Origin of the sequence: Bradyrhizobium sp. AZCC 2289, assembly GCF_036924615.1 — a bacterium.
Taxonomy (GTDB): domain Bacteria; phylum Pseudomonadota; class Alphaproteobacteria; order Rhizobiales; family Xanthobacteraceae; genus Bradyrhizobium.
Map to the genome: position 1 here is coordinate 7,842,536 of NZ_JAZHRY010000001.1, position 20,814 is coordinate 7,863,349.

At 63.7% G+C, this 20,814-nt stretch carries 13 protein-coding genes and 1 pseudogene; 13 read left to right on the forward strand and 1 reads right to left on the reverse strand.

Annotated elements, in window-relative coordinates; genetic code table 11:
* From V1289_RS37050 to V1289_RS37095, 10 genes are all read left to right on the forward strand, one after another.
* The gene (locus V1289_RS37050; protein WP_334403686.1) at positions 1-777 is read left to right on the forward strand and encodes an ABC transporter permease; all 777 of its coding nucleotides are present in this window, start codon (positions 1-3) and stop codon (positions 775-777) included.
* Positions 778-822: 45 nt separating this feature from the next.
* Entirely contained in the window at positions 823-1,848 is a 1,026-nt protein-coding gene (locus tag V1289_RS37055) for an ABC transporter substrate-binding protein (RefSeq protein ID WP_334403688.1), read from the forward strand.
* A 115-nt stretch (positions 1,849-1,963) separates the two neighbouring features.
* On the forward strand, positions 1,964-3,406 hold the full coding sequence (locus tag V1289_RS37060) for an amidohydrolase family protein (RefSeq protein ID WP_334403689.1): 1,443 nt from the start codon (positions 1,964-1,966) through the stop codon (positions 3,404-3,406).
* Between the two features lie 140 nt (positions 3,407-3,546).
* Positions 3,547-5,997, forward strand: a complete 2,451-nt coding sequence (locus V1289_RS37065) for a CaiB/BaiF CoA transferase family protein (protein ID WP_334403691.1) — start codon at positions 3,547-3,549, stop codon at positions 5,995-5,997.
* Positions 5,997-7,079: an ABC transporter ATP-binding protein gene (locus V1289_RS37070; protein ID WP_334403693.1), complete on the forward strand. Its 1,083-nt coding sequence runs from the start codon at positions 5,997-5,999 to the stop codon at positions 7,077-7,079. The genes V1289_RS37065 and V1289_RS37070 overlap by 1 nt, the downstream gene beginning before the upstream one ends.
* Positions 7,076-8,092 carry an ABC transporter ATP-binding protein gene (locus tag V1289_RS37075; RefSeq protein WP_334403695.1) on the forward strand — a complete coding sequence of 339 codons (1,017 nt, stop codon included), beginning with the start codon at positions 7,076-7,078 and terminating at the stop codon, positions 8,090-8,092. Before V1289_RS37070 ends, V1289_RS37075 begins: the two co-directional genes overlap by 4 nt.
* 23 nt (positions 8,093-8,115) lie before the next feature.
* The gene (locus V1289_RS37080) at positions 8,116-9,660 is read left to right on the forward strand and encodes an ABC transporter substrate-binding protein (protein WP_334403697.1); all 1,545 of its coding nucleotides are present in this window, start codon (positions 8,116-8,118) and stop codon (positions 9,658-9,660) included.
* Between the two features lie 3 nt (positions 9,661-9,663).
* Entirely contained in the window at positions 9,664-10,620 is a 957-nt protein-coding gene (locus V1289_RS37085) for an ABC transporter permease (RefSeq protein ID WP_334403699.1), read from the forward strand.
* Positions 10,617-11,501, forward strand: a complete 885-nt coding sequence (locus V1289_RS37090; protein WP_334403701.1) for an ABC transporter permease — start codon at positions 10,617-10,619, stop codon at positions 11,499-11,501. Before V1289_RS37085 ends, V1289_RS37090 begins: the two co-directional genes overlap by 4 nt.
* An 18-nt stretch (positions 11,502-11,519) precedes the next feature.
* Positions 11,520-14,831, forward strand: a complete 3,312-nt coding sequence (locus tag V1289_RS37095; protein ID WP_334403703.1) for a carboxyl transferase domain-containing protein — start codon at positions 11,520-11,522, stop codon at positions 14,829-14,831.
* 791 nt (positions 14,832-15,622) lie between these two features.
* Here V1289_RS37095 and V1289_RS37100 read toward each other — a convergent pair.
* Positions 15,623-17,260 carry a flavin-containing monooxygenase gene (locus tag V1289_RS37100; protein ID WP_334403705.1) on the reverse strand — a complete coding sequence of 546 codons (1,638 nt, stop codon included), beginning with the start codon at positions 17,258-17,260 and terminating at the stop codon, positions 15,623-15,625.
* A 200-nt stretch (positions 17,261-17,460) separates the two neighbouring features.
* Between V1289_RS37100 and V1289_RS37105 the strand changes: the two genes are divergently transcribed.
* The 3 genes and pseudogenes from V1289_RS37105 to V1289_RS37120 all read left to right on the forward strand — a co-directional run bounded on the left by V1289_RS37105 (position 17,461) and on the right by V1289_RS37120 (position 20,809).
* Positions 17,461-17,904, forward strand: coding sequence for a hypothetical protein (locus V1289_RS37105; protein WP_334403707.1), 444 nt, complete (start codon positions 17,461-17,463; stop codon positions 17,902-17,904).
* Positions 17,905-18,051: 147 nt separating this feature from the next.
* Positions 18,052-19,078 (forward strand): annotated as a pseudogene (locus V1289_RS37110) (cytochrome P450).
* Positions 19,079-19,210: 132 nt separating this feature from the next.
* The gene (locus V1289_RS37120) at positions 19,211-20,809 is read left to right on the forward strand and encodes a GMC family oxidoreductase (RefSeq protein WP_334403713.1); all 1,599 of its coding nucleotides are present in this window, start codon (positions 19,211-19,213) and stop codon (positions 20,807-20,809) included.
* The last annotated feature ends 5 nt before the right edge of the window (positions 20,810-20,814 follow it).

Genomic DNA, 20,814 nt, shown 5'->3' on the forward strand with positions numbered 1-20,814 from the left:
ATGCCCCAACTCGATTACCGTCAAAAGGCCTGGTCGGCGGGGCTGATCGTGCTGTTCTTCGTCGGCTGGGAGCTGTTCTGCCTGATGACCGGCATGTCCGACCTCGTGCTGCCGCGCCCGTCGCAGGTTTTCGTCACGCTGTACCAGAAATTCCCGATCCTGTGGCCGCACATCATCCAGACGCTGGCCACGACCATGGCCGGCTTCGTGCTTGGCGTCGCACTCGGTGTCGTGCTCGGCGCCGTCATCGGCGTATCCAAAACCGCCTATGATACCGCCTATCCGCTGCTGGTCGGCTTTTCGTCGATCCCGAAAGTCGCAGTCGTGCCGATCTTCGTGCTGTGGTTCGGCTCCGGCACGGTGCCGGCGGTGCTGACCGCGCTGTCGATCTGCTTCTTTCCGATCGTCGTGAACATCGCGACGGGGTTGGCCACCACCGAGCCCGAACTCGAAGACGTGCTCAAGGCGCTCGGCGCCAGCAAGTTCGACATCCTCTGGAATGTCGGCTTGCCCAGAACGATGCCGTTCTTCTTTGCTTCCCTGAAGGTCGCGATCTCCTACGCCTTTGTCGGCGCGGTGCTGTCGGAGACCGTGGCCTCAAACCGCGGCATCGGCAATGTGATGATGACCGCGTCCTCCAATTTCAACGTGCCGCTGGTGTTCGCCGGCCTGTTCGTGCTCGCAGGCCTCGGCGTCGCGCTTTACGTGATCTTTTCGCTGATCGAGGCCCGCGTCACCGGGTGGGCCACCCGCAAGAACGACGTGATCGCCACATGAACTTCATTTCGCCAACCGCCGTCCAACCCAGTTGAGGAGGTCACCATGTTAGCTAGAGTAGGTGCTGCGCTATTAGGAGTCGCTTTGTTCGCGGGCGTAGCCAGCGCCGAGGAAACCACCATCAAGTTTACGCTCGGCTGGAAGACGCAAGGGTCCGACGCCGCGTTCTTCTATGCCAAGGACAACGGCTACTTCAAGGACGAGGGCCTCAACGTCGTGATCGACCAGGGTGAAGGCTCGGGTGCGACGGTGACGCGCATCATGTCCGGGGCCTACGACGCCGGCTTCGGCGACGTCAACGCCATCATCCAGAACGCTGCGACGCGGCCACAGGATGCGCCCGTCATGGTCTACATGATCTGGAATCAGCCGCCGTTCGCGATCGTGACCAAGAACGGCAGCGGCATCAACAGCATCAAGGATTTCGAGGGCCATACGCTGGGCGGTGCGCAGGGCACGCCGACCACGCGGCTGCTGCCGGTGTTCGTCCAGAAGAACAAGCTGGAGGGCGAGAAGATCAAGATTTCGAACATGGCGCCGAACCTTCAGGAGCCGATGCTGATCAAGGGCGATATCGACGCCGCCCTGGTGTTCAATATCACCAGCTATTTCAATCTGGTGCTGAACCGCCAGGATCCGGACAAGGACTACAAATGGTTCTCGTTCGGCGACTACGGCATGGACCTCTATTCCAACGGCGTAATGGTCTCGCGCAAGCTGCTGGCGTCCAATCCGAAGGCCGTGGCGGGTCTCGTCCGCGCCATCAACAAGGGTCTGATCGCGGTCGCCAGGGACCAGAACGCCGGCATGAAGGCGACATTGAACTACGACAATCTGATCAATGTCGACGTCGAGAAGCGCCGCCTGCAATATTCCTTCGACAAGCTGATCGTCTCGGCCGAGATGAAGGATATCGGTGTCGGCGATATCAGGGATGACCGCATGACCAGCAACATCGGCATCATCGTCCAAGGCTATCAGCTGGCGCGTACGCCGACGCCTTCCGAGATCTTCACGCGCGAATTCCTGCCGCCGCGCGGCGAGCGCGAACTGACTTACATCACGAACTGACGGAGGTTTTCAGATCGTCATTGCGAGCGAAGCGAAGCAATCCATCTAGCGGCGCTAAGAAAGAGTGGATTGCTTCGTCGCAAGTGCTCCTCGCAATGACGGAAAAGGCGCGGTGATGACGACGGAAATTACGGCAACCAGCCTGTTCTGTGGCCCTGACCGGGGGCTGCTCGAGAACGTCGTACTGCGGCACGACAACGGCATCATCACCTCCATCTCGGAAGCCGCGGGACCCGCGGCCGGGCCTCGCTCCTTCGTCGTTCCGGCCTTCGTCAACGCCCACGACCATGCGCGGGCGCCCACCTCGTCGTTCGGGGCGCTCGGCATGCCCCTGGAAAGCTGGATCTTGCGGTCCGCGCTGGGCACGCCGGTCGACCCTTACCTCACGGCAGCATCCGCGCTGGCACGATCGGCGCGCGCCGGCTGCGCGTCGATGATGATCCACTACACGCGGCCGAGCGGAACCATGCCGCTGGTGGACGAGGCCAGCGCGATCGCGCGGGCGGCCTCCGACGTCGGTATCCGCATCGCCTTCGCGATCGCGGTGCGCGACCAGAACCCGGTGGTGTATGGCGATAGCGAACCGGTGCTGTCGAGCCTATCCAGCGATGATCGCAAAACGGTCGAGGAACTGTTCGTCCGATCGCCGATGTCACCCAGGGCCTATATCGAATTGACGGAAGCGATCGCCTCCGCGATTGCCGGCCCGAAGATCGATGTGCAGCTTGGCCCCGCCGGCGTGCAATGGTGCTCAAAACCGCTACTTGAAGCCGTGGCCGAGAATTCGGCGCAGACCGGACGCCGCATCCACATGCATCTGTTGGAGACGGTCTATCAGCGCGCCTGGGCCGACGAGCATTTCCCGCAAGGGATCGTTCGCTATCTCAGCGATATCGGATTCCTCTCCGAGCGGCTGACGCTGGCGCATTGCATCCATGCCCGGCCGGACGAGATCGATCTCATCGCGACATCCGGCGCGCGCATCGTCACCAATTTCAGTTCCAACATGCATCTGCGCTCCGGGCTCGCGCCAATCGCCGCCGCGCATCAATGCGGTTGCGCCATCGCGGTCGGCGTCGATGGTCTGGCACTCGACGAGGACGACGACGTGCTCAGGGAAATGAGGCTGGTGCAGATGATGCACGGCGGCCTCGGCTTCAAGCGGAATTGGACATGTCCGGAGTTCTTCGGTCTCGCGGTTCGCAACGGCCGTCGCGCCACCGGCGCGCCGGGAACCGGAGAACTCGTTCCTGGCGCGCCGGCCGATTTCGTGACGGTCGATCTCGATCGCCTCGATCGCGATCAGATCCTGCCGGTCGATCCGCTGGATCTCCTGTTTGCGCGAGGCAATGCGTCGCTGTTGCGCGATGTGGTTGTGGATGGGCGGCTGGTCGTCAGCGAAGGCCGGTGCCTTGGTGTTGATCTCCCGGCAATCGAGGACGAACTGCGCGGAATCTATCGCGCGAATGCAAGGCAGCTCTCCAATTTTCAACGCGCCTGGCCGCCGCTTTCGGCCGCATTGCAAAACTGGTTCGAGGCGCAGCTGGATTGCCGATAAGCGCAAGCGTTTCCTCGCGAATTCCGTAACGCGGAACAAAATTCCGCTTGCATCGACACCTCAGCAAGGTTTCATGCTCTTCAACAAGAAACCGAACCGGCGGCCCTCTTGCGCCGGTCATTTTGTGATGAGGAAGCGTGATGGGCGCGTTGTCGCATCTGCGGATTGTCGAGATCGGGAGCGCCGCCGCGACGAGCTACTGCGCACGGCTGTTCGCCGATTTCGGCGCGACCGTCCAAAAGGTCGAACCATCAGCGGGCGATCCGCTTCGCCGCGCCGCGCCGTTGACGCCGAAGGGGCACAGCGGCTGGTTTGCATTTCTCAATTTCAACAAATCCAGCATCGTGCTCGATCCCGATGATGCGAATGCCGCGTCGCTTCTGTCGGACTTGATCGAGCACTGCGACATCCTGATCGACGGCCGCGACGTCGATGCGGCGAATTGTCCGTCGTTCGATCTGGCCGCGATCAAGCAATGCCATCCCGGCCTCATTCATCTCGAAGCGAGTTGGTTCTGCGGCGAGGGCCCTTATGCGCAATTTGAGGCGACCGACTCGACCATCCGCGCGCTGACGGGCTTGATAAAGCTGGTCGGGCCGGTGGAGGGACCGCCGATGCATGCGCCGGATTTCCAAACCGGCATCCTTGCCGGCCTGTGGGGATTCATATCGGCGGCATCGTCGGTGCTGGGCCGGATGCAGGACGGGCGCGGGCGCAGCAGCCGGCTGAGCATTTTCGAGTCCAGCATCGCCGTCACCGAATACATCATGTTCGAGTCGTTCTCGCGCGGCGATATCATGCGCCGGATCGGCGTCAACCGGTTCTGGCCGACTTTTCCGGTCGGCATCTACGAAACCAGACAGGGCTGGCTTGGCGTCACCACCGTGACCCCGGTGCAATGGCGCGCGTTCTGCGAGATGCTGGGTCTGCCCGAGCTGCGCGACGATCCGGCGCTGTTTCTGGGCGTCGACCGGCTCCAGCACATCGCGGCGATTGAAGGCAAGATCATTCCGAAATTGAAACAACGCACCGCGCAGCAATGGTTCGCCGAAGGCCTGCGGCGAAAAATCCCGATCGTGCCGGTGCCCGCGATCGGCGACCTGATTGCGGACCAAGAGAAGCGGGCGCGTGGCGCCATCGTTCCGATCGTGATCGGCGACGAGGCCGGCTTCACTGCCGGCTCCATGCAGCGTTTGACCGGCACGCCGCCGCGCCGTGGCGGCGCGGTTCCCGATATCGGCGAGCAGATGCTTGGCCGCGGCCATGCGCGCAAGACCGAGATACCTTCGCCCAAGGCGGGCGACGCCCATCGCCTGCCGCTCGACGGCGTCCGCGTGATCGATTTCTCGATGGGCTGGGCCGGCCCGATCTGCACCCGCACGCTCGCCGATCTCGGCGCCGATGTGATCAAGATCGAGGCTATTCAATACCCGGACTGGTGGCGTGGCGTCGACCGCCGCCCGGCCTATATTCTCGACCAGATGTACGAGAAGTCGGTGCGCTACTGCATCATGAACCGCAACAAGCGCGGCATCACGCTCGATTTGACCCGGCCGCAGGGCCTCGACCTGGCAAAACAGTTGCTCGCCGATGCCGATCTCGTCGTCGATAATTACTCGGTCGAGGTGCTGCCAAAGCTCGGGCTGGGTTATGAGGTGCTGAGCCAGCTCAATCCAAAGCTCGTGATGATGTCGATGTCGGCCTTTGGCGCCGGCAGTGCCCACCGTGATTGCCGCGCCTATGGATCGACGCTGGAGCAGGGCTCGGGCCTGCCGAGCGTGGTCGGCGACCCCGATGGTCCGCCGGTCATGAGCCACACCGCGTTCGGCGATGCGGTCGGCGGCCTGAACGGCTGCGCCGCGGTGCTCACCGCGCTGATCCACGCCAAACTGACCGGCGAGGGCCAGTTCATCGATCTCGCGCAGATCGAATGCATGATGCCGTTCGCGGCGCCCTGGATCGTGGCGCATTCGATCGGCGGCGAGGCGCCGACAAAATACGGCAACCGTCATCCGGATTTCGTGCCGCATGGCTGCTTCCCCTGCGCGGGGCAGGACAAAGGTCAAGACAACTGGATCGTGGTCGCGGTTTCCGGCGATGCGATGTGGCCAAAGCTCGCGCGGCTGCTCGGTCGTGCCGACTGGGCCAGCGACGAAACGCTGAAGACGGCCGCCGGCCGGCGCGACATCGAGAGTGAGATCGAGGCCGCCATCGGCGCCTGGACCTCGGCGCGCGAGCCGGAGGCGGCGATGACAGCGTTGCAGGCGGCGGGCATCGCCTCCGGTGTCGCGCGGCTGCCGATCGAGCTGTTGCAGGATCCGCAATTGCATGCGCGCGGCTTCATCCAGGAAATCGATCGCGCCTTTATCGGCAAGCATCCGCAGCCGTCGATGCCGTTCCGCGAAGGCGCCAACCCGTTTCCGATCCGCAAACCGCCGCCGACGCTCGGCCAGCACAACCGCGAAATTCTCGCAGGCCTGCTCGGGCTGACCGACGCCGAGATCGAGCAATTGACCCGCGACGGCATCATCGGCACCGAGATGCTGATGGAAGAACAGCTGGTGAAAGAGAAGAAGCGGGCGGCGGGCTGATGCAAACGGCGGAGCCGGCACAGCGCAGATCGGACGCGGCCGCCGCCGGCGGCTCGCCTGTGCTGATGTCGGTGCGCGGGCTGGGCATCCGCTTCAAGACCTCGCACGGCATCTGGCAGGCGACGCGCAAGATCGACTTCGATATTGCGCCGGGCGAGCGCGTCGGCATTGTCGGTGAAAGCGGCTGCGGCAAGACCATCACCGGCCTGTCGATCGCAAGACTGCTGCCGAACAATCTTGCCGGCCTCGATGGCTCGATCCTGTTCGACGGGATTGATCTGGCCTCCTGCAGCGCGCGGGAGATGCGCGCGATCCGCGGGCGGCGGATCGCGATGATCTTTCAGGAGCCGATGAGCGCGCTCGATCCGGTGTTTACGGTCGGCCACCAGATCGCCGAGACGCTGCGCGTCCACACCGGCATAGCTAAGGAAGAGGCGCGGGCGAAAACCCTGGATATGCTGCGCCGGGTCGGCATTGCCTCGCCGGAGCGGCGTATCGACGATTACCCGCACCAGCTCTCGGGCGGCATGCGCCAGCGCGTGATGATCGCCGCCGCCCTTATTTGCGGGCCGCAACTGCTGATCGCTGACGAGCCGACCACCGCGCTCGATGTCACCGTGCAGGCGCAAATCCTTCAATTGCTGCGCGACCTCAGCGCGACCTCGAACACCGCGCTGATGCTGATCACGCATGACCTCGGCGTCGTCGCCGAGACCTGCACCCGCATGATCACGATGTATGCCGGCGAGGTGATCGAGGACGCCGCGGTCGATGATGCGCTGGTGCGGCCGTTGCATCCCTATACGTCGGGCCTGTTGCGCTCGCTGCCGCATTTGAGCCCGCGCGGCGGCAAGCTGCCGTCGATCCCGGGCCGGGTGCCGTCCATTCTGGATATGCCCAATGGCTGTCGCTTCAAGGCGCGGTGCCCGCATGCGGTGGAAGGTTGCGAGGCCGAGCAGGAACTGTGCGATGCCGGCGGCGGCCGCAAGGTGCGCTGCTGGCGTTTTCGCGAGCTCGAACTGCCGGGCGCGTTGCAGCACTTGGGCTCGGCGCCGATCGCGGCAATGGTCAGCCAGCCATGACACCGCAGGCCGCCGACATTGCCCAGGAGGCCCGGGACGCCGCGATCGTCTCGGTGCGCGATCTCGAGGTGCAATTCCAGACCACCGATCGCCGCGCCACCGTCAAAGCGGTCGATGGCGTCAGCTTCGATGTCCGCCGCGGCGAGACCTTTGGCATCATCGGCGAATCCGGGTCGGGCAAGACGACGATCGGCCGCGCGCTGGTGTTTTTGCTCAAACCGAGCGCCGGCGCCATCCTGCATGACGGCGTCGATCCGCTTGCGTTGCCGCGGCAGCAATTCCAGAGCCACCGCCGCGATTACCAGATCATCTTCCAGGACCCGAACGCCGCGCTGAACCCGCGCATGACGATATTGGCTTCAGTGCTGGAGCCGCTCGAACTGGCGCGCGCCGGCACCAGGGCGGAGCGCCTGGCGCGGGCGCGGGAGGCGATGGATCGCGTCGGCCTGCCGCAGGAAACCGGCGAGCGCTATCCGCATCAATTGTCTGGCGGCCAGAAGCAGCGCGTGGTGATCGCCCGCGCGCTGACGCTGCGGCCCAAGCTGATCGTCTGCGACGAGGTGGTGGCGGCGCTGGATATGTCGATCCGCGGCGACGTGCTCAATCTGTTCGCCGAATTGCAGCGCGACCTCGGCCTGACCTACGTGTTCATCACCCACGATCTCGCCGTGGTGTCCCACATCAGCGAGCGGGTGGCGGTGATGTATCTCGGCCGCTTCGTCGAGCTTGGCCCGACCGACAAAGTCTCCGAACGGCCGCTGCATCCCTATACGCAGGCGCTGATGTCGGCCGAGCCGCGGCCGCTGCCGTCGTCGATGCGCGACGATCATCGCATCGTGCTGCAGGGCGAAATCCCGAGCCCGATCGATCCGCCGTCGGGATGCCGCTTCCGCACCCGCTGCCAATATGCCCAGGCGGTCTGCGCCGCCCGGACGCCGGACTGGCGCGAGCTGATGCCCGATCACTGGGTCGCCTGCCATTTCGCCGATCGCCCGAACTTTTCGCCGAACTAGAACAAACTGCCGGAGGATAGGCCATGACACAGACACGACGCGAGGCAATGGCGCTGATGACGGCCGCGCTGGCAGGTGCTGCCTTCCGCGGGCGCGCCTTCGCGCAGGGCACGCCGAAGCGCGGCGGCATCTTGCGGATCTCGGCTCCGGCCAATCCGTCGAGCCTCGACCCGGCAACCGGCGGCGCCGGCTCCGATCACGCGTTCCTGTTCACGATGTACGACACGCTGACTGAGTGGGATTTCGAAACGCTGAAGCCGAAGCCGGGCCTCGCCGAAAGCTGGAGTTTTACCGATCCCACCACCTTCGTGCTCAATATTCGGTCCGGCATCACCTTCCACGACGGCACGCCGCTCGACGCCGAAGCGGTCAAATTCAATCTGGAGCGCAACAAGAGCGACCAGAAATCCAACATCAAGGCCGATCTCGCCTCGATGGCCTCGGCTGCGGTCACCGGTCCGATGCAGGTGACGCTGAAGCTCAATACACCCGACGCCGCGCTGCCCGGCATTCTCTCCGATCGCGCCGGCATGATGGTGTCGCCGGCGGCGCTGAAGGGCAGCGAAGCCCGCAATGTCGCGCGCAAGCCGGTCGGCGCAGGCGCCTATGCCTTTGTCAGCTGGGCGGATGGCGAAAAGATCGTCGTCAAGCGCAACGAGAAATACTGGAAAGCCAACCGTCCCTATCCCGACGGCATCGAGTTTTCGATCATTCCGGAACTGACCACCGGCGCGCGCTCGGTCACGGCGGGGCAGAACGACCTGATCTATCAGCTGCCGCCGCGCCAGAAGGCGATCATCGAGCGCGCCAGCAGCATCAAGGTGTTCAACGGGCCGACATTGTACGTGTTCCAGATCTTTTTGAACTGGGCCAAGCCGCCGTTCGACAATTTGAAGGTTCGCCAGGCCTTCAATTTCGCAATCGATCGCGAGGCGTTCGTCAAGGCCGCGCTCGCGGGTCTGGCCGAACCCGCTTACATGAATCTGCCGAAAGCGCATTGGGCCTACGACAGATCGGTGGCCGAGCTCTATCCCTATGATCCCGGCAAGGCGCGCAAGCTGCTGGCGGAAGCCGGCCTCAAGGAGGGAACGGTGATCGAGATCGGCGGCTATACCGATCAGGATTCGGTGCAGCGCCAGGAAATTTTGATCGAGCAGTTCCGCAAAGCCGGCATGAATGTGAAGTTTGTCAATGCGCCGATCGCGGAAGCGTCCGCCGCGTTCTTCGGGCCGGAGAAGCGCGGCTCCGGCCTGCTCGCGGCCTGGACCGGACGGCCGGACCCGAGCCTGACCTATTCGCTGATGTTCACCAAGGATGCTTACTACAATGGCGGCCGCGCCCCGGTGCCGCCGGAGCTCGAAGCCGCGATCAGGGAGTCCCGCGCGTCGGAAGATATCGAATTCCGCCGCAAGGCGTTCGCGACCGTGCAAAGGATTGTCATGGAAAATGCCTTCGTGGCGCCGCTGGCCTTCCAGTTCGAACTGGTCGCGATGAACAGGAAGGTGCAGGGCTATCGGCCGAACCTGCTCGGCAAGCCGAAATACGACGACGTCTGGCTGGAAAGCTGAACCATGGCGCGACGAAGTCCGGCAAGGGTGATCGGCGGCCGCCTGTTGCAGGCGCTGCCCGTGATCCTGCTCGCGACCTTCATGGTGTTCGCGCTATTGAAACTGGTGCCCGGCGATATCGCGGTGACGCTGGCCGGCGACAACGCGTCCGATACCCGCATCGCCGAGATCAAGAAGATCTACGGCCTCGACCGGCCGTTCCTGGTGCAATATGGCGCCTGGCTTGGGAAGGTCGCGCAGGGCGACCTCTCGCAATCGTTGCTGACCGGCGAGAAGGTCGCAACCTCGATCGGCCGCGCGTTCCCCAATACGCTGCTGATCGTCGCGATCGCGCTGGTGCTGGCGCTGGTGACGGGAATCCCGATGGGCGTGATCGCGGCGATCAAGCCCAATGGATGGGTCGACAAATCGGTCAGCATGATCGCTTCCCTCGGCGTCGCGATTCCCGGCTTCTGGCTGGCGATGATTCTGGTCGCGGAGATTTCGCTGAAACTGAACTGGCTGCCGGCCACCGGCGCCAAATCCTTCAGCGTATCGCCGGTCGAGGCTGTCAGGCACGCGCTGCTGCCCGGCATTGCGATCGCGGCCTATGGCATGGCCGAGGTGGCGCGGCAGTTGCGCGGCTCGCTCTTGGAAGTGCTGTCGTCGCAATATGTGCGCACCCTGCACGCCAAGGGCCTGTCGATGTCGCGCATTCTCTGGCAGCACGGCCTGAAGAATGTCAGCGTCAATCTCTTCACCATCATCAGCCTCTTGGTCAACCGCATGCTGGCGGCGACCGTCGTGATCGAGGCCGTGTTCGCCATTCCCGGCCTCGGCAGCCTGATCGTGCGCGGCGCCATCCAGCGAGATTTCCCGATCGTGCAGGGCGTGGTGTTCGCGATGGTGATCGTCGTCATCGCGGTCAATCTGATCGCCGATCTGCTGTGCGCGGCCGTCGATCCCAGGATCGAGTCATGACGGATCTGGCGCTCACAAACCGAGAATCATCGGCCAGGCCGACCCGGCTGCGCCGCTTCTTCCGCTGGCTCGCCGGCGATCTTCGCGCGGCGCTGGCGATCCTGGTGCTGCTGGTGCTCGTGATCGTTGCGATCGGCGCGCCCTGGATCGCGCCCTATGCGCCGACCGCGCAGGACGTCAACGACATGCTGGCGCCGCCGGGGGCGGCCCATCTGCTCGGCACCGACGATCTCGGCCGCGACATCTTCAGCCGGCTGATCTACGGCGCGCCGGCGACGGTGTATGCGAGCCTGCTGGCCGTCACGGTGGCCGTCGCCATCGGCTTGCCGGTCGGCCTGATCGCCGGATTCTTTGGCGGCTGGACCGACGATATCATCAGCCGGGTGATCGACACTTTTCTGTCGTTTCCAGCGATCGTGCTGGCGATCGCGGTCACCGGCGCGCTCGGCATCGGGCTGACCAACGGCATGATTGCGGTGGGTATCGTGATGTTTCCGGCGCTGGCGCGCATCGTCCGCGCGCGCACGCTGATCGTTCGTCAGGAACTCTTTGTCGATGCGGCGCGCGGTTTCGGCGCGCCTAGCTGGTACATCCTGTGGAAGCATGTGCTGCCGAACGCGCTGCAGCCGGTGATCGTGCAGGTGACGTTGCTGTTGGCGGCCGCACTGTTGGCTGAAGCCAGCCTCAGCTTCCTCGGCCTCGGCATCCAGCCGCCCAATCCAAGCTGGGGCGCAATGCTGGCCCGCGCCTACCAATATATGGAAATCGCGCCGGAGCAGATGTATGCGCCCGGGCTCGCCATTCTGGTGGTCTCGCTGGCGTTCAACGCGCTCGGAGAATCCTTGCGCATCGTACTCGATCCGACCATGAAGGATCGCTGACTTCTAACGGGACCCTATATGCCTTTCAAAAAGCTACTGATCGCCAACCGCGGCGAGATCGCCATTCGCATCGCACGGGCCGCCGGCGAGGCTGGTCTTGCCACGGTCGCGATCTATCCCGCCGACGACGCGCTGTCGCTGCACGTCCGCAGCGCGGACGATGCCCACGAAATCCCGGGGCGTGGCGCGCGGGCGTATCTCGACATCGAGGCGGTCGTCGCCGCCGCCAGGGCGACCGGGTGCGATGCGCTGCATCCCGGCTACGGATTTCTCAGCGAGAATGCCGCGCTGGCGCGGCGTTGCGCGGAGCAGGGGATCACCTTCGTCGGCCCGTCGCCGGAAGCGCTGGACCTGTTCGGCGACAAGGCGCAAGCCAAGGCGCTGGCCAGGAAGTGCGGCGTTCCCATTATCGATGGCACGAGCGGTGCGACCAGCCTCGACGAGGCCAGGGCGTTTTTTGCATCATTGGGCACCAGCGCTGCCGTCATGATCAAGGCCATCGCCGGCGGCGGCGGGCGCGGCATGCGCATCGTCGATGATGCCGCAAAGTTGGAGGAGGCCTATGCGCGCTGCCAGTCCGAGGCCAGGGCGGCCTTCGGCAGCGATGGCGTCTATGTCGAACGCCTGATCCGCAACGCCCGTCACATCGAAGTGCAGATCATCGGCGACCGCCATGGCGCGATCAGCCATCTGTGGGAGCGTGAATGCACCATCCAGCGGCGTAACCAGAAGCTGATCGAGGTGGCGCCCAGCCCCTCGCTGGATGACGCCCTGCGCAAGCGCATCATCGAGGCGGCAAAAGCGCTTGCCGCGGCGGCGCGCTACGACAATCTCGGCACCTTCGAATTCCTGGTCGATATCGACGCCAAAGGCGGCGACACCGCGTTCGCCTTCATCGAGGCCAATCCGCGGCTTCAGGTCGAGCATACCGTCACCGAGGAGGTGCTCGGCGTCGATCTGGTGAAATCGCAGCTCGCGGTCGCGGCCGGTGCGACGCTGGCCTCGCTCGGCCTTGCGCAGGCTTCGGTCCCCACGCCGCGCGGCTATGCGATGCAGCTTCGCGTCAACATGGAGGTGATGGACGCCAACGGTGTGACCAGGCCGACCGGCGGCACGCTTGCGGTGTTCGACCTGCCGTCGGGTCCCGGCGTCCGCGTCGATACGTTTGGTTACACCGGTTACAAGACCAGCGCGGCTTTCGACTCCTTGCTCGCAAAAGTCATTGTCCATTCGCCGGGCGCGAACTGGGGCGACGTGGTTCAGAAAGCCGCGCGCACCTTGCGCGAATTCCGCATCGGCGGCGTCGCCACCAATATCCCGTTCCTCGGCGCCGTGCTGGCGCATCCCGAGTTCGCCGCCAACCACATCTCCACCGGCTTCATCGATACCCATGTTGCAACATTGGTCGGCGCGGCAAATGAGCTTTCCGAGCCGCTGTTTTTCGAAGCGACGGGCGCTGCCGGCGATGGAGCCAAATCCTTAGCCAGCGAAACTGCGCCGGCAGGTTCGGTGCCGGTGCCGGCGCCGCTGCAGGGCACGATCGTTGCGATCGAAGTCGGCGAGGGCGATCTTGTCCGCCCAGGCCAGCAGATCGCCGTGCTCGAATCCATGAAGATGGAACACCTCGTGACCGCGCCGCATGGCGGCAGGGTGACCAGGATCGCGGCCGGTGTCGGCGTCACGCTGATGCAGGACGAGGCGATCCTGTTCCTGGAGCCGGCCGAGATCGACGGCCATCATGAGGCGGAAGAGGAAGACATCGACCTCGATCACATCCGCCCCGATCTGGCCGAGCTGATCGCGCGCCATGCCATCACGCTGGACGAAAACCGGCCGGCCTCGGTCGAGCGCCGGCGCAAGACCAATCAGCGCACCGCGCGCGAAAACATCGCGCAGCTCGTCGACGAAGGAACGTTCGTCGAATACGGCTCGCTGGCGATCGCCGCCCAGCGCCGGCGGCGCAAGGTCGACGACCTGATCCGGAACACGCCCGCCGACGGGCTTATCTCGGGTGTTGCCACCGTCAACGCCGAAAAATTCGGTGCGGACGCCGCCCGCTGCATGGTGATCTCCTACGACTATACCGTGCTGGCCGGCACCCAGGGCCATATGAACCACAAGAAGATCGACCGCATGCTCGGCCTCACCGAGCAGTGGCGTCTTCCGCTGGTGTTTTATGCCGAGGGCGGTGGCGGCCGTCCCGGCGATACCGACCGGCTCGGCATGACCGGTCTGGACGGGCCGTCGTTTGTGCAATTCGCAAAGCTCTCCGGCCTGGTGCCGGTCATCGGCGTCGTCTCCGGCTATTGTTTTGCGGGCAACGCCGCGATGCTCGGCTGCTGCGACGTCATCATTGCGACGAGGAACGCCTCGATCGGGATGGGTGGCCCCGCGATGATCGAGGGCGGCGGCCTCGGCGTCTATCACCCCGCCGAAGTCGGGCCGGTCTCGTTCCAGTCGCCGAACGGCGTCATCGACATCCTGGTCGAGGACGAGGAGGAAGCGACAACCGCCGCGCAAAAATACCTGTCGTATTTTCAAGGCGCGATTTCGGACTGGAAAGCGCCGGACCAGCGCCTGCTGCGGCGGGCGATCCCGGAAAACCGGCTGCGGGTCTATGATATCCGCACCGTGATCGATCTCCTCGCCGACGAAGGCTCCGTGCTCGAAATCCGCCGCGACTTCGGCGTCGGCATGATCACGGCGTTCATCCGCATCGAGGGTAAACCGTTCGGATTGATCGCCAACAATCCAAAACATCTCGGCGGCGCGATCGACGCGCCGGCCGGCGACAAGGCCGCGCGCTTCCTGCAGCTGTGCGATGCCTTCGACATCCCGATCGTGTCGTTGTGCGATACGCCAGGCTTCATGGTCGGCCCCGAAGCCGAGAAGACCGCGATCGTGCGCCATGTGGCGCGGATGTTCGTGACCGGCGCCAGCCTCACCGTGCCGCTGTTCGGCATCGTGCTGCGCAAGGGCTACGGCCTCGGCGCGCAGTCGATGATCGGCGGCGGTTTCCACGCCTCGTTCTTCACGGTGGCGTGGCCGACCGGCGAGTTCGGCGGCATGGGTCTCGAAGGCTATGTCCGGCTCGGCTTCCGCAAGGAGATGCAAGCGATCGAAGACCCGGTCGAACGCGAGAACTACTACAAGGCCAAGGTCGCCGAGCTCTATGCCAACGGCAAGGCGGTCTCGATTGCCTCCGTGCTCGAAATCGACGAGGTGATCGATCCCGCCGACACGCGGCACTGGATCATGTCGGGCCTGCGCTCGGTGCCGAAGCCGGAGCCGCGCAGCGGCCGCAAGCGGCCGTGCATCGATGCGTGGTGATGGAAAGGGATTCCATCAACCGTCATTGCGAGCGAAGCGAAGCAATCCATTGCGCCGCAAGTGAAGACATGGATTGCTTCGCTTCGCTCGCAATGACGGGTTTGGGCTTGGACGCAATAGGCAAAAATGCCCGACGGGCAAATCAGTATTTTCTGTCAAGTCCTTCGTAAGAAAAAATCCTGCTTGCCCTCATGGGGCAAATCAGTGGCATTTCTCCGCGCGTCTCACCCGACAAGAGGGGCGGCTCGCGATCGTCACGAAACGTGCGGTGGGATGCGGTGGACGCGGATGCGCCTTTGACGAACGGCGCTGATACGGACGGCGAAGTCGTGTGGTTCTGACGCCCCGATGCTGGCGTCAAGTCTTGTGGATTTTTCCGCGAGGCGACGGTGGCAAGAAAGCCCGGTCACCGGGGAGAGCGCGCTATAAGCCGTAAAACCATCGCGCAGGGAAGGCCGGATGCCTCCGCTGAACCTGTATGCTCGTGTGCGTGTTCTTATGCACATATTGCACACGAGACCGCGGGTGCAGCGCGCACCCGGTCTTCCCTGCGCCCTCTGTTTTTTGGGGGCGGAGATTCAGGTAAACCTCAGACGCATTGCGTCGTGAGAATGCTCCCACTTGTCATCGCCCGCGAAGGCGGGCGATCCAGTATTCCAGAGAAGTCAGTGATAGAATCGAGAAGCAGCGGCGTACTGGATGCCCCGCCTTCGCGGGGCATGACAGCAGTGGGTGGGGCGGGACCGTCCCTCGTTGTCGATCGCAGCGCAACTCGGGACGACCGCAAGAACCTACCCCAACCTCAACTCATCATATCCCTTCGCCGCGACCTCGTCGCATCGCGCGCGATAGGCCGGCGCGCTGCCGCTGTAGCGGGCGACGATGCGGGTTTGCTTGCCTTCGACGTTGGAGTTGATCCCGGTCATCCAGGAATTGACCTCGTTGGACAAGAGGCCGACGCCGAGCGCCTTGACGTGATCGGTCCACGACGCCACGCCGGCAGAGGTCGCCTCCAGCCGCGTCAGGTTGTTTTCCTGCGCAAAGCGGATCAGGCCGGTGACCCAGTCGACGCTGTATTCGATGCTGCGCGGAATATTGCCGAGCGCGGTGTGCGGGCCCATCAGCATCATCATGTTGGGAAAACCGTCGACCATGATGCCGAGATAGGTCTGCGGCCCGTGCGTCCACTTGTCCTTCAGTCGCGCGCCATCGGCGCCGCGGAAATCGATCTTGTCAAAACTGCCGGTGATGGCGTCGAAGCCGGTGGCAAAGATGATGATGTCGAATTCATATTCCTTGGCGCTGGTTTTGATACCTTCGGGCGTGATCCGTTCGATCGGCGTCGAGGTGATGTCGACGAGCTCGACATTATCCCGGTTGTAGACCTCGTAATAAAAGGTCTCGAGCGGCAGGCGGCGGGTGCCAAAGCCGTGATTCTTCGGAATCAGCTTTTCCGCCACTTTCTGGTCCTTGACCCGCGTGCGGATCTTGCGCGCCACGAAATCGCTGATCGTCGCATTGGCCTTGCGGTCGATCAGGATGTCGCGGAAATTGCCCTGCCAGATGCCGAAGCCGCGCTCGCCGTAGAGCTTTTCGTAGAACGCCTCGCGTTCCTCGTCGGACACCTCGAACGCGCTGCGCGGATCGGGCGTGTGCAGGAAGCAGGCAAACGTCTCCTGGCAGCGGGCGAACATTTCGGGATAGCCGGCTTTGATCTTCTGCTGCGTCTCGGCGTCGATCTTGCCGTTGTGCAATGGTGCGCACCAATTCGGCGTGCGCTGGAACACGGTGAGATGCCCGACGCTTCCGGCAATGGTCTGGATGGTCTGCACGCCGGTCGCGCCGGTGCCGATCACGGTGACGCGTTTGCCCGCGAAATCGACCGGCTCATGCGGCCATCGCGCGGTATGGAAGGACTGTCCTTTAAAACTGTCGCGGCCCTCGATGCGCGGCAGCGTCGGCGTCGACAGCGGGCCGATCGCGGTGATCAGGAAGCGGGCGCGGAAGCTTATGCCGTCCTCCAACGTGATGGTCCAGCTTTGCGTGTCCTCCTGATAGATCGCGGCGGTGACCCAGCTGCGAAACTGGATATCGCGGCGCAGATCGAATTTGTCGGCGACGTGCTGGAGATAGCGCAGCGTTTCCGGCTGGCCGGCGAAATGCTCGGACCAGTCCCATTCCTCCAGCAACTCCTTGGAAAAAGAGTAGCCGTAGGAATAGCTCTCGGAATCGAAGCGGGCGCCGGGATAGCGGTTCCAGTACCAGGTGCCGCCGACCTCGGTGCCGGCCTCGAGCACGCGTACCCGAAACCCCTGTTCGCGCAAGCGATAGAGCTGGTACAGGCCCGACATGCCGGCGCCGATGATGACGGCGTCGTATTCCGGCACGGCTGTAGTTTGAGGTCGTTCGGTCTGGCTCGCATTGGCCACTTGGCATTACTCCCGGGATTCTTGGTTGACCCAAACGCTATCCGGTCTCGCGCCCATCAACAAACCTCGGAGCGCGTAGCTGGTATCGCGAATTGGCGGGCGCTCCAGGCGCGCCCGCGCTCTTCCGTCGGCTTGCCGCATCGCTCGCACAGGTATAGTGTTGTATATCGATCAACCTTTGATATTTAAGAGGTCGAACCATGGCATATGCGCAACCGGCCGCGGCGCTCGCGGGCAAATGGACCTATCGAAGCTTTCTCAACGACCCGACGCTGATCGGCGACGATCCGAATACGGCGCCGGCGAACCTGTATGCGTTGCTGTTCGCCGAAGCCGTGTTCACGTTCGAGATTCCGAACGATACGACGCTGACGGGCGCGATCGACTGGACCGGCGGCGGCCTCGATCTCACCGGAAAGATTCGGGAGAACGACGGTGGACCGATCGTGGAGATCGTCGGTACCGGGCGCCCCAACACCGGCACCGCGAACTGGGAGTATGATTATCACGGCCAGCTTGCCTATCAGTGGCCGAATGGCGTCAACCAGGTGCCGGCGATCGTCGGTAACGTGATCCGTGCAAAACCTCACAACGGCAACCCTGCGGGCGTGGTGGCCTCATTCATCGCGGTCAAGCAGCCCTGAGCGATCGTCAGATCCACGCCTGGTCGGCTTTACTATGCATCCGGTTTGACTCTATCGTCAGCCGTCCGGACCCGGCTGTGTCGCCGCGTCCGGGCTCAAGACGTCGATCGCCCGTCAAGCGGCGACGGCAAATGAGGGAGCGAAGCGATGGCCCAGGCGCTGCAGCGCAAGCTGACCTCGATCGACGTCAGCGATCCCCATCTTTATCAGGACGACGTTTGGCGGCCGCTGTTTGCGCAATTGCGCCGCGACGATCCCGTGCATTATTGCGAGGCCTCGCCGTTCGGGCCGTACTGGTCGGTGACCCGCTACGACGACATTTTTACGGTCGCGCTCGATCACGAAAACTATTCGTCGAGTTCGGATCTCGGCGGTATCCAGGTGGCCGATCAGCCCAAGGGACAGGAGTTTGCGAATTTCATCCGGATGGACCCGCCCGGCCACACCGCGCACCGCCGCACCGTCGCTCCGATCGTGGCGCCGTCGAACCTCGTCAATCTCGAACCCTTGATCCGCCAGCGCACGTCGGATGTGCTCGACGCGCTGCCATGCCACGAAACCTTCGACTGGGTTGCGCGGGTTTCGACCGAGCTGACCACCATGATGCTGGCGACGCTGTTCGATTTTCCTTGGGCAGACCGTTCGATGCTGACCTGGTGGTCCGATGTCGCCATCGCCAATGTCGATTCGCCCGATGCCGTGGTTCATTCGGCGGACGAGCGCATCGCCGAACTGACCAAAATGGGTGAATATTTCCGAAAATTGTGGGATGCGCGCGCGGATGCCCCACCGGCCTTCGACCTGATCTCGATGCTGGCGCATTCCGAGGCGACGCGAAATCTGCAGGCGCGCGAAATTTATCGGGACGATCGCGCTGCTCATCGTCGGCGGCAACGACACCACGCGCAATTCCATGACCGGCGGGCTCGACGAGGACAAGATCGAGCGCGCTGACGAATTCATTGTCGATCGCGTCAAGCCGCGGCAGCATCTTTCATTCGGCGCCGGCATTCACCGCTGCGTCGGCGACCGCCTCGCCGAACAGCAATTGCGGATACTCTGGGAGGAAATATTGCAACGGGATCTGCGCTTCGAAATCACCGGCCCGCCGCAGCGGCTCTATTCGAATTTCATTCGCGGCATTCGTTCGCTGCCGGTAAGGATTGTGAATTGAAGTCTGTGGGGACCGTCATTGCGAGCGAAGCGAAGCAATCCATTTCGCCGCAGAAAAGAAAGAATGGATTGCTTCGTCGCTTCGCTCCTCGCAATGACGGCTGAGGCTACGCGACTCTCTTAAGGAACCACAATGAACGATCCCGTTGACGTCCTGATCATCGGCGCCGGCGCGTCCGGCGCGGCGGTGGCCTGGAGCCTTGCCGACACCAGGATGCACATCCTCTGCCTCGACCAGGGCGGATGGATGAATCCCGCACAATATCCGAGCACGGGCCGCGACTGGGAAGCGCGCTTCTATGGCGACTATTCGACGAGTCCCAATGTCCGCGCGCGGCCGGAAGACTACCCGATCAACGACGACAACTCGCCGATCAAGGTGGTGAATTTCAATGGCGTCGGCGGCTCGACGGTGATGTACACCGCGCACTGGCCGCGCCTGCATCCGTCCGACTTCAAAGTGAAGACGCTCGACGGCGTCGCCGACGACTGGCCGATCGATTACGACGCGCTTTCGCCGTTTTTCGCCGAAAACGACCGCATGATGGGCACGTCGGGACTGTCAGGCGATCCACTTTCGCCGCTGACCGAGCCGCCGATGCCGCCGCAGCCGCTCGGCCGCTCCGGCGCGATATTCGGCAAGGCCATGAACAAGCTTGGGTGGCACTGGTGGCCGTCGGATACGACGGTCGCGACCACGGACTATGAGGGGCGCGCGCGCTGCATCAATCTCGGCCATTGCACGCCGGCCTGCGCGCAGGGCGCCAAGGCTTCAACCGATATCACCTATTGGCCGCATGCGCTGCGCGCCGGCGTCAAACTGCGCACGCATTGCCGGGTGCGCGAGATCACCACCAACGAGCATGGCATGGCGTCGGGTGTCATTTATTACGACAAGGACGGCGTCGAACAGTTTCAGGCGGCCGAAGTCGTCATCATCGCCTGCAACGGCGTCGGCACATCGCGCCTGCTGTTGAATTCGGCCTCCGGCCGTTTCCCGAATGGACTCGCCAACTCCAGCGGGTTGGTCGGCAAGAACCTGATGTTCCACCCCTACGGGCAGGTTTACGGCTATGTCGAAGAGCCAACCGACAGCAACCGGGCGCCGCCAACCTGCCTGTGGAGCAAGGAATTTTACGACACCGATCTGGCGCGCGGCTTTGTGCGCGGCTACGCGATCCAGTTCGGCCGTGGCGTCGGGCCGGTGTTCGAAGCCGTGATGAGCGAAGGCAAGGGTATTCTGCCCTGGGGCGCCGATCATCACCGCGTGTTCCGCAAGCTCAACGGCCACAGGCTCGCCATCTCCGCGATCTGCGAGGATCTGCCGGAGGAGCACAACCGCGTCACGCTGGATCCCGTGCTGAAAGACAGCCACGGCATTCCAGCGCCGCGCGTCGACTATACCATCGGCGCCAACAGCGCGAAGATGCTTGAGCACGGGCTGGCGCGGGGCCGTGAAATCCTCGAGGCCGCCGGCGCCACCGATCTCTGCATCAACAGTCCGATCCCCTATGGCGGCTGGCATCTGCTCGGCACCGCGCGGATGGGCACCGACCCGGCACGCTCGGTCGTCAACGAATGGGGCCGGTCGCACGACGTGAAGAATCTCTTCATCGTCGACGGCAGCGTGTTCGTGACGTCGGGCGGCGTCAACCCGACCTCCACCATCCAGGCTATCGCGCTCTACATCGCCGATCAGATGAAGCAGCGCCTCGCCAATTTGTTCGATTGAGGAAG

Bases quoted from the DNA above. Each gene is read 5' to 3' on its own strand.
- V1289_RS37050 (WP_334403686.1), top strand. From the start codon at position 1: ATGCCCCAACTCGATTACCGTCAAAAGGCCTGGTCGGCGGGGCTGATC.
- V1289_RS37055 (WP_334403688.1), top strand. From the start codon at position 823: ATGTTAGCTAGAGTAGGTGCTGCGCTATTAGGAGTCGCTTTGTTCGCG.
- V1289_RS37060 (WP_334403689.1), top strand. From the start codon at position 1,964: ATGACGACGGAAATTACGGCAACCAGCCTGTTCTGTGGCCCTGACCGG.
- V1289_RS37065 (WP_334403691.1), top strand. From the start codon at position 3,547: ATGGGCGCGTTGTCGCATCTGCGGATTGTCGAGATCGGGAGCGCCGCC.
- V1289_RS37070 (WP_334403693.1), top strand. From the start codon at position 5,997: ATGCAAACGGCGGAGCCGGCACAGCGCAGATCGGACGCGGCCGCCGCC.
- V1289_RS37075 (WP_334403695.1), top strand. From the start codon at position 7,076: ATGACACCGCAGGCCGCCGACATTGCCCAGGAGGCCCGGGACGCCGCG.
- V1289_RS37080 (WP_334403697.1), top strand. From the start codon at position 8,116: ATGACACAGACACGACGCGAGGCAATGGCGCTGATGACGGCCGCGCTG.
- V1289_RS37085 (WP_334403699.1), top strand. From the start codon at position 9,664: ATGGCGCGACGAAGTCCGGCAAGGGTGATCGGCGGCCGCCTGTTGCAG.
- V1289_RS37090 (WP_334403701.1), top strand. From the start codon at position 10,617: ATGACGGATCTGGCGCTCACAAACCGAGAATCATCGGCCAGGCCGACC.
- V1289_RS37095 (WP_334403703.1), top strand. From the start codon at position 11,520: ATGCCTTTCAAAAAGCTACTGATCGCCAACCGCGGCGAGATCGCCATT.
- V1289_RS37105 (WP_334403707.1), top strand. From the start codon at position 17,461: ATGGCATATGCGCAACCGGCCGCGGCGCTCGCGGGCAAATGGACCTAT.
- V1289_RS37120 (WP_334403713.1), top strand. From the start codon at position 19,211: ATGAACGATCCCGTTGACGTCCTGATCATCGGCGCCGGCGCGTCCGGC.